Below are 11,906 nucleotides of genomic sequence, written 5' to 3' on the forward strand. Positions count from 1 at the left end.
CACACTCCTTATTTTGCTGGCTGCATGGTTGCGTCAATCACAGGCTGCGCACCGCCCATAGGGGCTTCCTTGCGCAGGTTTCCGCGAATGGTCTGATAGACGTTCCAGGCCATAACCAGCCCACCGGCGAGGTAGAGCACACCGCCCAGCGTACGGATGACGTAGTAAGGGAACATGGCAGCTACGGTTTCGACGAACGAGTAAACGAGGAAGCCTTGGGCGTCATATTCGCGCCACATCAGACCCTGCTGGATACCGGCAACCCACATGGCGGCGGCGTAGAGCACGATGCCGAGGGTTGCGAGCCAGAAGTGCCAGTTGACCATGCGGATTGAATAGAGGCGTTCGCGGTTCCAAAGCTTCGGTGTCAGATAATAGACCGCAGCAAAGGTGATCATGCCGTTCCAGCCAAGCGCACCGGCATGAACGTGACCAATGGTCCAGTCGGTATAGTGCGAGAGCGAGTTAACAGCCTTGATCGACAGCATCGGACCTTCAAAGGTTGCCATGCCGTAGAAGGCGATTGCAGCAACCATCAGACGGATGATCGGATCGGTACGAACCTTGTCCCAGGCGCCCGAGAGCGTCATCAGACCGTTGATCATGCCACCCCAAGAAGGCATCCAGAGCATAATCGAGAACACCATGCCGAGCGTCTGCGCCCAATCGGGAACAGCCGTATAATGCAGGTGGTGCGGACCAGCCCAGATGTAGAGGAAGATGATCGACCAGAAGTGCACGATTGACAGACGATACGAATAGATCGGGCGGTTCGCCTGCTTTGGCACGAAATAATACATCATGGCGAGGAAGGGCACGGTCAGGAAGAACGCCACAGCGTTATGACCATACCACCACTGCGTCACAGCATCCTGAACGCCTGCGAAAGCCGAATAGCTCTTCACGCCAAGGAAGGAAACCGGGATCGCCAGATTGTTGACGATGTGCAACATGGCGATTGTGATGATGAATGACAGATAGAACCAGTTTGCCACATAGATGTGTGGTTCTTTGCGCTTGAGCACAGTGCCAAGGAAAACAGCCAGATAAGCGACCCAGACGATTGTCAGCCAGATGTCGACATACCATTCCGGTTCAGCATATTCGCGCGACTGCGTAATGCCGAGCAGATAGCCGGTCGCAGCCATCACGATGAAGAGGTTGTAGCCCCAGAACACGAACCATGCGAGATCGCCGCCAAACAGGCGTGCGCGGCACGTGCGCTGCACGACGTAAAAGCTTGATGCAAGCAGGATGTTGCCGCCAAATGCAAACACAACGCCCGATGTGTGCAAGGGGCGCAGGCGACCGAAGTTGAGATATGGCTCAAAGTTCAAATCCGGAAAGGCGAGCTGTGCTGCGATCAACACACCGACCAGAAAGCCAACGACACCCCAAAACACGGTCGCAATAACGCCGTAGCGGATTGGCCCGTCCATATATGTTGACTGATCGACTTTCTTGGACTTGAGGCTGTAATCTGCATTGCGCATCAGCAGAATGGTGAAAATGGCGAGTACGGCGAACAGAATCCACATATGGATTCTGAACAACTCATCATGAGAAAGTCCGGCCAGAAGCACAGCAAAAAGTGCTCCCAGACCAGACAGGACTGTTCCAGCGGCGTAGTTCATGTAATCCCCTCGCAGCAAAGTCAGAAGCTGTCCCCAAAAAGACAACTATAGCGATAGGGTCTCTATCGGCTCTTTGTGCGGGAGCGTCATTGATCTAAATCAAACACCGCTAATCGGGCCTGCGACGAATTGGGAGTTTGGGGAAATTAGTGCTGTTCAGTTTCTGCCACGAGAGCACGTCCAGAAAAGTATGAAACGGGTTCTGAATCAGATGTGTTCTAAATGGATCAGAATATCCACTTTGCCGATCCTATAACCTTCGGGTGGCGCAGGCAGTGGACCAACCCCAATGTCGCCGTGTGCGATATCGATAATCTGCTCCTGATCCGCAATATAAAAATGCGCATGATCTCCGGTATCGGTGTCGAAATAGGTGCGCTCACCATGAATGCAGATTTTGCGGATCAGGCCCGCATCTGCAAACTGATTGAGCGTGTTGTAAACGGTCGCAACCGATAGTTTTTCGCCAAGCAATAGTGCTTCCACGTTCAACATATCTGGTGTCACGTGCCGGTGCTTGTTTGTAAAAAGCATAGAACCGAGTGCAATACGCTGACGGGTCGGGCGTAACCCGACCCGCCTTAAAGTTGCTTTGACTGCCAATGCCTGCTGCTTGCCAGAACGGGGAGTAGATTTTGACAAGAGCTGTGGGGCTTGTGGCCCGACATAAGGGTTGAGAAGCATGGACAGTCTCGGCTTGCTTGCTGAAAAGTTATGTCTGAAATACCGTAAATTATATTGACCTTAATTGCAAATAGTTTGCAATTGCATATTACAGCCAGCGCATTTTCCGTCAACCCGCAAGATCTAGGGGTTAAATTGCGGCCTGTGCGGGGATAATGACCATGGCCCGCAAGCCGCCTTCCGGGCGGTTCTGAAGGGCGACTTCACCGCCCATGCGGGTTGCAGCCATTTTGACGATCGCCAGCCCCAGTCCGCTGCCGTTTTTGCTTCTGTTTGCGCCGCGATAAAAGCGCTCGGTCACATGCGCCATTTCTTCAGGCGGAATGCCGGGGCCATCATCCTCCACTGTAAACACAAGCTGATCGTCCGTCTGTTCCAGGCTGCACCGCACGGATCCGCCCTCAGGCGAATGGTTGACGGCATTTTCGATCAGATTGCGCATGGCAAGCGTGAAGAGATGCGGATAGTGCATCGTGACAAGTGGCAGGTTGTCGGGCAGTTCGATCTTGACGCCCCGATGGGCTGCAAGCATGCGCATGTCAGTCGTAATCGAGACAAGCAGCTGGCACGCAGGCTCCGGTACGGGTGGTTCGATCTCGTCGCCGGTCTCGAGCGCTGCCAGATCGAGCAACTGGTTGACCAGGCGGCTCGTCCGATCAACACCTGCAGCAATATGGCGGACTGCATGCATGCGCATGGCGTCGTCTTTGGCGCCTTCGGCGATTTGCGCCTGTGTTTTGAGGCCAGCAAGCGGGGTCTTGAGTTCATGTGCGGCAAAAATTGCGAAATTGCGCTCACGCTCGCGCGCCTCTTCAACGCGATGGAACAGATCATTCAAAGCCGAAACCACGGGGCTGATTTCGGAGGGTAACTTCTCTTCCGAAAGTGGTCGCAAATCCCGCGCATCGCGTTTTGATAATGTGCCCGCAAGATTGCTTAACGGATTAAGCCCCCGTCGCACGCAAAGCCAGATCAGGATTGCGAGAATCGGCAGCAGTAACAGCGCGGGCAGTACCACTCCCGTCACCACATTTTGCACAAGCCGCTCACGCACAGAAAGACTGTCGGCCACCATGACACGCAAACCGAGCTGCGTGTTCTCAACCGCAAAAACCCGCCAGCGATCACCCGCAACAACCGTATCTGAAAAGCCATTGGCAACATTGGTCAGCCGAACGCCCGGAGCACTTTCAGACCGCCCCACCAGCCGACCGTCAATCGCCCATATCTGACAGAAAAGCTGTCGGTCATAGAGTGGGAAATCGGGCAAAGGCTTGAGAGAGAGTTGCCCGCCATTGCCGTCGGGTCCCATGGCAACCCGTCGTTCGGTCAACATAGAGTTGACCATACGGGCTGCTTCCATCAGTCGTGCATCCAGTACTTTTTCCAGTTTGGATTCAGTACTCAGGTGAATCCAGATAACAGCAAACACCCAGACGAGACAGGTGACGCCGATCAATATGCCCGTCAGGCGGCTGCGAATGGAATTCATGTCTGTGCTCCGCCGAGCCTGTAGCCGACACCACGCACGGTCTCAATGAAGCTTGAGCCAAGCTTGGACCGCAAGTGATGAATATGCACCTCGACCGCGTTGCTTTCGACTTCTTCCTGCCAGCCATAGAGCGCTTCTTCAAGCGAAGCCTTGGAAACAGTTGCCGTCGGACGCTCCATCAAGCTGCGCAATATTGAAAACTCGCGACGGGTGAGGCGGAGGGGCTCACCCCTCAACAATACCGACATTTCAGCCGGATCAAGCGCCACACCCTGCCATTCAAGCGTGGCACTGGCACGCCCGTTGCCACGTCGGGCAATGGCACGAACGCGCGCCGCAAGTTCATGCAGATCAAACGGCTTGCCGACATAATCATCAGCCCCGGCATCAAGTCCCGCGATGCGTTCCGGCACTTGATCGCGTGCAGTCAGCAGCAGAACGGGCGTATCATCTCGCGCCTGACGCATGGCTTTCAGGATGTCTAGACCGGAACCATCCGGCAGCATCAGATCGAGCACAACAGCGTTGTAATTCTGGGTTGAAAGGGCGGCTTCGGCATCGCCGCAGTTTGCGACAGCGTCCACGGTGAATCCGGCCAATCCCAGGCCCACGGAGAGCCCGTCAAGCAGGATTGCATCGTCTTCAACCACCAGAATGCGCATATGTCTTCCTGTTTCCGCCTTGTTTCATCTGTAAGCGGCTTCTTGCTTTGTCAGCTTAAGGCTGCCTTAAGGTGACAACAGCATTTGCTTTTAACAACCTAATTCATTTTCGAGAATCAGATTATCCAAATGCGCTTTCTCGCGATACTCGTCGCTTTTATTTTAGTCGTCCTCTCCCCTGCGCTGGCTGCAAACCCGCTGCCGGTCGATGATGCCTTTCGTTTAAGTGTTGCGAAGGATAGCGAAAACCGGCTTCTGCTGAACTGGCAGATTGCAGATGGTTATTATCTCTATCGCGATCATATCGAAGCAAAAGATGCCAAAGGCGCGGCGCTCGCCGTTGATACGCAGCCGGGCATCGCGAAAGATGATCCGAATTTCGGACGGCTCGAAGTCTATTACACACGCACGAGTGCCAGTGTTGCGCTGGGTGACGAACCTATTGAGCTGACCTATCAGGGATGTCAGGAAGACGGTATCTGCTATCGTCCTGAAACCCGGACCATTGATCCGGTAACGCTCGCGATCAGCTCTCAGATGGGCAAAGCCTTTACGGATGGTTCTTTATTTACGGCGGCATCTGCGCCAATGGCCCAGAGCAAAGCTTTCGTGCTTGCCCCCGAGAAAGGCATGATCGACAATCTTCGCGATCAGGGCGGCTCCGCACTGGTGATTGCGGCCTTCCTTGCTTTCGGTGTGCTCTTGGCTTTTACGCCATGTGTGTTTCCAATCTATCCGATTGTTGCGGGAACATTGGCCCGGGAAGGTGAAAAACTGAACGCCCGACGCGGCTTTGTCCTTTCCAGTATATATGTTTTCAGCCTCGCGCTTGGGTTTGCTGTGGTCGGTGCAATTGCTGGCTGGTCGGGCCAGAATTTGCAGATGGTGCTGCAATCCAAATGGATGGCGCTTGCATTGGCTGGCATCTTCACATTGCTTGCGCTTTCTATGTTCGGCCTGTTCCAGCTACAGCTCCCATCCGCCTGGGTCAGTACGATTTCGGCTAAAACCGGCAAAGGCACTGGAAATAAGCGCACCGGCTCCAAGCGCTCGGCTGCAATCCTCGGCTTTTCTTCGGTTCTGATTGTCGGGCCATGCGTGACCGCACCTTTGGCTGGTGCGTTGCTTTATATTGCACAGACGGCCAATGTTGCACTCGGAGCCAGTGCGTTGTTTGCGCTCGGCATCGGCAAAGGTCTGCCATTGATTGCTTTTGCAACATTGGGGGCTGGCACTCTGCCGCGGGCGGGCGCATGGATGGAAGCCGTCAAACAGGTGTTTGGCTTTGGTTTCCTCGCCACCGCCATTTTCATGGCATCACCTTTGTTGCCATCGGGTGTGGATATGGTCTTATGGGCCTTGCTGCTATTCGGGCTGGCAAGTTTTGCTTTTCTCAAAATCCCGCATCGCAACCTTGTCGCCCGCACGTTTGGAACGGCTGCGTTTGTCTATGGCGTCATTCTGATGGTTGGTGTTGCGTCCGGCGGTCGCGATCCGTTGCAACCGCTGGCAGCATTCGCTAATCGTGATGTTAACCATAATTCCGCCGCGTTGCGATTCGCGCCGGTTGAAACGGTTTCTGCCCTTCAGGAAAAGCTGGACGCGGCGCACGGCGATAAGCCGACGCTGGTCTATTTCACGGCAGACTGGTGCGTGAGTTGCTCCGCTGTGGAGCGGCGCGTGTTGCCGGATGCAGGCGTGAAGAAAGCGCTTGGTGGATATCAGCTCATCAAAGCGGATGTCTCAGATCTTAACGCGGGCAATGCCGATCTGATGGCGAAGCTCAAAGTGGCAGGTCCACCGACCATGATTTTCTTCAACAATGCCAGCGAAGAACCTGAAGGTACACGATTGGTTGGCGATGTTTCGTCAGCAACAATTGAGCGTTCTATTGGGCTTCTGAATACCACACAGAACCAGGGCGCGCTCTGAATTCAATACGGCTTGGGCAAAGTAGGGTTGGGGAAATTGACGACACATTATCAAAAAGAAAAGGCGGCACGGTCTCTGGTGCGGCTGGTTTTTATCAGCCTTCTGCCATTTGCAGTTGCGGCCTGCTCGACAACCCAGGACAGGCCTGTTGTTGTTAACATGCCCGAACCCGTGGTCATGGCACCGGAGCCAGCGGTGGTTGCACCTGTCTTGCCAGAGCCGGAAGTTCAGACGGCAAAAAGCGAATATGAAGTGATGTATGGTGCTGTTACCGACGGCGGCAATCACATTGCAGCACTTGATCTGAGTAAAATTGCCGAACGCAATCTGCGCAAACAGGTCGATTACCCGACCAGCCATCCGGTCGGCACGATCATTGTCGACCCCTATAAACGCTATCTTTATCTTGTGCAGCCCGGTGGCAAGGCCATGCGCTATTCCGTTGGCGTGGGCCGTGCTGGTCTGACCTTCAGCGGCGAGGCACAGGTTGCCTATAAGGCGCAATGGCCACGCTGGACTCCAACGCAGAACATGATCAAGCGCAATCCTGATCATTACGCAAAATACGCCAATGGTCTGGAAGGCGGCATTCGCAATCCGCTTGGTGCGCGTGCGCTTTATCTTTATCGCGACGGCAAGGACACGCTTTATCGCATTCACGGCACCAACGAACCCTGGTCAATCGGCAAGGCCGCTTCGTCGGGCTGTATTCGTCTTTTCAATCAGGACATTCTCGATCTGCATAAGCGTGTTTCCCCCGGAAGCCGCGTTGTTGTCCTGAGCAAGTCTCAATCCGGTCAAGGAGAAAGCTAATGATGAACCGCCGCCAGATGCTCGCTACAACCGTAGCCGGAGCCGCAACACTTGCATTTTCTGGCGGCGCGAGCTTCGCTCAGCGCGCGCCGAGCGTCGCGGAAGTCCTTTATGATACGGAAATCCCGGTACTCGGTAATCCGAAAGGCGATGTGACAATTGTTGAGTATTTCGATTATCAGTGCCCTTATTGCAAAAAGGGCCATGCTGAACTGATGCGCGTTGTCGAGAAAGACGGCAATGTGCGTCTGGTGTTGAAAGACTGGATCATTTTTGGTGACAATTCGGCCTATCCGGCACGTCTGGTGCTGGCAGCAGAAAAGTCGGGAAATTACGTCAAGGCTATGGAAGCCATGATGCAGACGCCGGGACGCCTGACAAAAGATCAGACCGATGCGGCTTTGAAAAAGGCTGGCCTTGATCCCCAAAAACTTGAAGCCGAATATAAGGCTGATGCGGCCCGGATCGACGGGATTCTTGCCCGAAACATGGAGCAGGGCGAAGCTTTCAATTTCAGTGGAACACCGTCCTTCGTTATCGGCACCCGGCTTTACGGCGGCGTGATGAAGGAGCAGAATCTGATCGACGCAATTAAAGAAGCGCGTAAGTCATAATTTGAAAGCAAGCGGCGGAGTGTTGTTTCTCTTGTCAGGGAATAGCTTTCCTTCATAGTAAGAAGGGAAACGGACATGGACCTGATGACATTGACCCACAGCACAGACGAAAGCCGTTGGCAAAAGGTGCTTTCGCGTGACAAAGCCTCTGACGGAGAGTTCGTCTATGCTGTACGCACGACGGGCGTTTATTGTCGCCCTTCGTGCCCATCGCGGCGGGGAAAACGTGAAAATGTTCAGTTCTTTACGGCAGCGGAAGATGCAGAGCGAGCAGGCTTTCGCCCCTGTATGCGGTGTAAACCGCATGTTGATGCAACGCTTGAGACACAAAACACTGCGCGTTATGCCGACATGGTGTCCGTGGCCTGCCGTTTTATCGAAGATGCAGATGAAGCGCCTGCACTTGAAGACATCGCGCGGGTCGCAGGGGCAAGTCCGGCACACTTCCATCGCATTTTCAAAAGCTTCACCGGTTTGACACCCAAAGCCTATGCCGATGCCCATCGTGCCGGAAAAATGCGCGCAGTCCTGCAGGAAAATAGCCGTGTGACGGACGCGATTTATGAAGCGGGTTATAATTCTTCCAGCCGCTTCTATGAAGCTTCCAATAAAATTCTTGGGATGAAGCCTAGAAATTTCAAGTCGGGCGGAGAAAACGAAACCATCCGCTTTGCCATTGGCCAATCCACACTTGGCGCTGTTCTGGTTGCGATGAGTGGCAAGGGTGTCTGTGCCATACTGATGGGCGATGATCCGCAGGCGCTGATCATCGATTTGGAAAAGAGATTTCCGAAAGCTGACCTTGTCGGAGCGGACCGCGCCTTCGAGGATCATGTTGCGCATGTGATCGGCTTTGTCGAACATCCCGGGATCGGATTGGAGCTGCCGCTTGATTTGCGAGGCACAGCTTTTCAACAGCGTGTTTGGCAAGCCCTGCGCGAAATCCCGCTTGGCGAAACTGTGAGCTACAGTGAACTCGCCAGCAAGATCGGCCTGCCAAAATCGACCCGCGCTGTGGCGCAGGCATGTGCAGCCAACAAGATCGCGGTTGCGGTTCCCTGCCATCGTGTTGTGCGCAGTGATGGTGGTCTGTCCGGTTATCGCTGGGGTGTGGAACGCAAGCGTGAACTGCTAGAGAAAGAACGTCAGATTTAAGCGCGAGAATCGCTTTTGCGACGGAAAAGGGGATAAAAGTGGCGGCAATCTGATGTTGAGAATATGTTTCTGATGGCTATTTTGCGGCAAAAATGTGTCAAAAGAGCCTGGAACGGCATTATGCGGGTTGATGCGATGAAGAGCTGCTATGGCTCGGTTTATGATTTTCAATCGTGGCAACAGATTAAAGGAGATTGAAATGCGCGTGACGATCTATGGCATCAAGGCCTGTGACACGATGAAGAAGGCACGAAGCTGGCTTGAAGATCATGGCATTGATTATGCCTTTCACGACTATAAGAAGGACGGTCTTGATGGAGCAACAATCGACCGTTTTCTCAAAGACATAGAGTGGGAAAAGTTGCTCAATCGCTCTGGCACCACCTTCCGCAAATTGCCCGAAGAAGAGCGGCAGAATATCGATGCTGCCAAGGCGCGCGCATTGATGCTGGCGCAGCCTTCCATGGTCAAACGTCCGGTTCTTGATAAGGACGGCAGACTGACGGTTGGTTTCAAACCGGATCAGTATGAAGATTTTTTCAAGGCTTAACTTATTGAAAGCCCGCCATAAATTGTATCTCTGATTATGACGGATAACAGGGCAGGCCATTCATGCATCAGCGGATAAACAGGGTTTTTCAGCAATGGTCGGCCAGTTGGCGCGATGCGCTGATTGCCTCCATCGGCGGTGGCGTGGCCTGGCTTATCTGTCAATGGATGCTCGGGCAGCCACGTCCGGTTTTTGCGATGGTGACGGCGGTAATCTGCCTCGCTCCCAATCTGCCCAATCATGGAAAACAAGCGATCGGGGTGATCGCGGGTGTCACGACCGGCGTCATTGTGGGCGAATTATCGCTGTTCGTCCCGGATACGATTATGGTTTTGCATATGAGTGTCGTCACCTGCATCGCCATGGTGATCGCGACGACTTTTGGTCTCGCGCCTGCCATCGCTATCCAGTCCGGCGTCTCTGCCATTCTTGTTTTGGCCATGGGGCCGCAAGTCGCTGGAATGACACGGTTAATTGATGTTCTGGTGGGGGCGGGTGTCGGGCTTTTGTTCAGCCAGATATTGGTGACGCCTGATCCGGTCAGGCTTATTGATCGTGCTGTTCGCGGGCTGGTGGATAATATCCTCAAAGGCTTGAAACAGTCGGCAATCGCGCTGGAAAAACAGGATGTTGCGCATGCCCAAAGCGCCATCAACCAGTTTACCAACGCGCAACGCGCGGTCAACGCGCTGGGTGACGGTATTGCACTTGCCCGCTCCAATGCGCGCTGGTCGTTACGCGGCAGGCTTGTCGCAAGCGAAATCAGCGAAATGGCCGGGCGGTATGATCGCCGTGGCATTCGCCTTTATGCGTCCGCATTGCTGTTTGGCGAAGCTCTTGGTAATGCGTTGCGCAAGAAAGAAGCTGCGCCGCCGGAGTGGATAATACGATCATTGCAAGTGGTTATCCATAATTGCGATCTCGGTGAAGGCGAGGGGCCAGAGCGTTTGCTGCCGATCCCACAAGACATCGATTTCAGCTGGCGCGATACGGCTTTTCGCTTGCAATCGGTTAATGAAACACTGTTACATTTCCTGCATTCCGCTCAGCCGGACAGCGTGCCGCTGCGTACACTGATGCCAGAAAGTTGAACTGAATTTCTGTGATCGATCGCATCAGAAAAATTCAATTGTCTGCTGGAAAGCGAGGCGTATTTTCCGCGCCATGAACACGATACTTCCCAAGACACACCTGCCAAAATATGCCCTTCGCTATGCCCTTGGCGGCTTTCTCGCCATGATTGCGGTGATGGGAATTGGCCGTTTCATCTACACGCCGATCCTGCCCAGCATGATGGCCGATGTCGGTTTTAATGCGGCCGATGCAGGCTTTATCGCGTCTGCCAATTATGTGGGCTATCTGCTCGGAGCGATAGTTGCCGGCTATGGCTGGTCAGCGGGAATTGAACGCGCAAGTGTCCTGACTGGTTTGATTATCAGTGCCGTTCTTTGTGGGCTGATGGCAATTGTCGACGGTGTTTGGCTTTTCTCAATCATTCGTTTTGCAGCCGGATTTATCAGTGCTGTGACGATGATCTTGGCCACTGCAATTGTGTTAAGCCATATCACGAAGGCGGAAAAGCTAGGGTTGTCGGCACTGCATTTTGGCGGCGTAGGCGCTGGTATCGCGCTTTCTGCCATCATGGTCGCGGCGGTCCGCTTTCTTGGCTTCGACTGGCGCATCGATTGGATTGGTGCTGCTTTTTTAACTGCAATTCTGGCGGTTTGCGTGGTCTTTCTGGTTAAAGAAGGCCCAATAGGCGGAACCAATGGCAAACGCGAACCCGCTTTGGTAAAGAGTTTTGCTTTCAATGCTATTTCAATAGCTTATGGCATTTTCGGCTTTGGTTATGTCATCACCGCAACCTTCATTATCGCGATTGTCCGCGCCAATGAGGGCGGGGGGATGATGGAGGCAGGCGTGTGGGTGCTGACTGGGCTCTGCGCCGCGCCTTCGATCTGGTTGTGGTCGCCTGTTATCCGCAAATTCAGTCTGTTTTCTGCTTTCGCGATGACGGCTTTCATCGAAGCGGCGGGTGTCGCTGCAAGCGTACTGATAGCATCGCCTTGGGGGCCGTTGATTGGCGGTGTATTGCTGGGCCTGACCTTTATGGCACTGACGGCATTCGGGCTTCAGGCTGCACGTATGCTCGCCCCGCAGTCACCAAAACGCGCATTGGCCCGCATGACCGTTTGTTTCAGTATCGGGCAGATTGCCGGACCGCTGGTTGCGGGGTTTATGGCGCAGCACTTTGGCTCGTTTACGCTTGCCAGCCTTGTCGCAGCCTTTGCTTTGGTTGTCACAGGCGTGATCGGTCTTGCCGCCGGGAAAGCTGCCAAGTGACGGGAAACCTTACAATTATTTAACTGG

At 54.0% G+C, this 11,906-nt stretch carries 11 protein-coding genes; 7 read left to right on the top strand and 4 right to left on the bottom strand.

Annotation, left to right across the window (positions count from 1 at the left end; genetic code table 11):
* Positions 1–8 precede the first annotated feature (8 nt).
* The 4 genes from ccoN to U2P60_RS11640 all read right to left on the bottom strand — a co-directional run bounded on the left by ccoN (position 9) and on the right by U2P60_RS11640 (position 4,472).
* Complete coding sequence (ccoN, locus tag U2P60_RS11625) at positions 9–1,634, bottom strand: cytochrome-c oxidase, cbb3-type subunit I (protein WP_413572756.1); 1,626 nt, start codon at positions 1,632–1,634, stop codon at positions 9–11.
* Positions 1,635–1,841: 207 nt separating this feature from the next.
* Positions 1,842–2,318 carry an iron response transcriptional regulator IrrA gene (gene irrA / locus U2P60_RS11630; RefSeq protein WP_413572757.1) on the bottom strand — a complete coding sequence of 159 codons (477 nt, stop codon included), beginning with the start codon at positions 2,316–2,318 and terminating at the stop codon, positions 1,842–1,844.
* Between the two features lie 130 nt (positions 2,319–2,448).
* The gene (locus tag U2P60_RS11635; RefSeq protein WP_413572758.1) at positions 2,449–3,810 is read right to left on the bottom strand and encodes an ATP-binding protein; all 1,362 of its coding nucleotides are present in this window, start codon (positions 3,808–3,810) and stop codon (positions 2,449–2,451) included.
* Positions 3,807–4,472 carry a response regulator gene (locus tag U2P60_RS11640; RefSeq protein WP_313827987.1) on the bottom strand — a complete coding sequence of 222 codons (666 nt, stop codon included), beginning with the start codon at positions 4,470–4,472 and terminating at the stop codon, positions 3,807–3,809. The genes U2P60_RS11635 and U2P60_RS11640 overlap by 4 nt, the downstream gene beginning before the upstream one ends.
* A 129-nt stretch (positions 4,473–4,601) precedes the next feature.
* On the opposite strand from U2P60_RS11640, the gene dsbD reads away from it, so the two are divergent.
* The 7 genes from dsbD to U2P60_RS11675 all read left to right on the top strand — a co-directional run bounded on the left by dsbD (position 4,602) and on the right by U2P60_RS11675 (position 11,879).
* Positions 4,602–6,404, top strand: a complete 1,803-nt coding sequence (gene dsbD / locus U2P60_RS11645; RefSeq protein WP_413572759.1) for a protein-disulfide reductase DsbD — start codon at positions 4,602–4,604, stop codon at positions 6,402–6,404.
* A 36-nt stretch (positions 6,405–6,440) separates the two neighbouring features.
* Positions 6,441–7,217 (top strand): L,D-transpeptidase, encoded by a 777-nt coding sequence (locus U2P60_RS11650; RefSeq protein ID WP_413572760.1) that lies wholly within the window; start codon positions 6,441–6,443, stop codon positions 7,215–7,217.
* Positions 7,217–7,831: a DsbA family protein gene (locus tag U2P60_RS11655; RefSeq protein WP_413572761.1), complete on the top strand. Its 615-nt coding sequence runs from the start codon at positions 7,217–7,219 to the stop codon at positions 7,829–7,831. Before U2P60_RS11650 ends, U2P60_RS11655 begins: the two co-directional genes overlap by 1 nt.
* A gap of 75 nt (positions 7,832–7,906) precedes the next feature.
* Positions 7,907–8,986, top strand: coding sequence for a bifunctional DNA-binding transcriptional regulator/O6-methylguanine-DNA methyltransferase Ada (gene ada / locus U2P60_RS11660; RefSeq protein WP_313827992.1), 1,080 nt, complete (start codon positions 7,907–7,909; stop codon positions 8,984–8,986).
* Positions 8,987–9,185: 199 nt separating this feature from the next.
* On the top strand, positions 9,186–9,536 hold the full coding sequence (locus U2P60_RS11665; protein ID WP_413572762.1) for an ArsC family reductase: 351 nt from the start codon (positions 9,186–9,188) through the stop codon (positions 9,534–9,536).
* A 62-nt stretch (positions 9,537–9,598) separates the two neighbouring features.
* Positions 9,599–10,627 carry an FUSC family protein gene (locus tag U2P60_RS11670; RefSeq protein ID WP_413572763.1) on the top strand — a complete coding sequence of 343 codons (1,029 nt, stop codon included), beginning with the start codon at positions 9,599–9,601 and terminating at the stop codon, positions 10,625–10,627.
* A gap of 73 nt (positions 10,628–10,700) precedes the next feature.
* The gene (locus tag U2P60_RS11675; RefSeq protein WP_413572764.1) at positions 10,701–11,879 is read left to right on the top strand and encodes a YbfB/YjiJ family MFS transporter; all 1,179 of its coding nucleotides are present in this window, start codon (positions 10,701–10,703) and stop codon (positions 11,877–11,879) included.
* The last annotated feature ends 27 nt before the right edge of the window (positions 11,880–11,906 follow it).

The organism is Brucella sp. H1_1004, assembly GCF_047308065.1.
In the GTDB taxonomy this organism is placed as follows: Bacteria; Pseudomonadota; Alphaproteobacteria; order Rhizobiales; family Rhizobiaceae; genus Brucella; species Brucella pseudogrignonensis_B.

Bases quoted from the DNA above. Each gene is read 5' to 3' on its own strand.
- U2P60_RS11635 (WP_413572758.1), bottom strand. From the start codon at position 3,810: ATGAATTCCATTCGCAGCCGCCTGACGGGCATATTGATCGGCGTCACC.
- irrA (WP_413572757.1), bottom strand. From the start codon at position 2,318: ATGCTTCTCAACCCTTATGTCGGGCCACAAGCCCCACAGCTCTTGTCA.
- U2P60_RS11665 (WP_413572762.1), top strand. From the start codon at position 9,186: ATGCGCGTGACGATCTATGGCATCAAGGCCTGTGACACGATGAAGAAG.
- ccoN (WP_413572756.1), bottom strand. From the start codon at position 1,634: ATGAACTACGCCGCTGGAACAGTCCTGTCTGGTCTGGGAGCACTTTTT.
- U2P60_RS11655 (WP_413572761.1), top strand. From the start codon at position 7,217: ATGATGAACCGCCGCCAGATGCTCGCTACAACCGTAGCCGGAGCCGCA.
- U2P60_RS11675 (WP_413572764.1), top strand. From the start codon at position 10,701: ATGAACACGATACTTCCCAAGACACACCTGCCAAAATATGCCCTTCGC.
- U2P60_RS11670 (WP_413572763.1), top strand. From the start codon at position 9,599: ATGCATCAGCGGATAAACAGGGTTTTTCAGCAATGGTCGGCCAGTTGG.
- dsbD (WP_413572759.1), top strand. From the start codon at position 4,602: ATGCGCTTTCTCGCGATACTCGTCGCTTTTATTTTAGTCGTCCTCTCC.
- ada (WP_313827992.1), top strand. From the start codon at position 7,907: ATGGACCTGATGACATTGACCCACAGCACAGACGAAAGCCGTTGGCAA.
- U2P60_RS11640 (WP_313827987.1), bottom strand. From the start codon at position 4,472: ATGCGCATTCTGGTGGTTGAAGACGATGCAATCCTGCTTGACGGGCTC.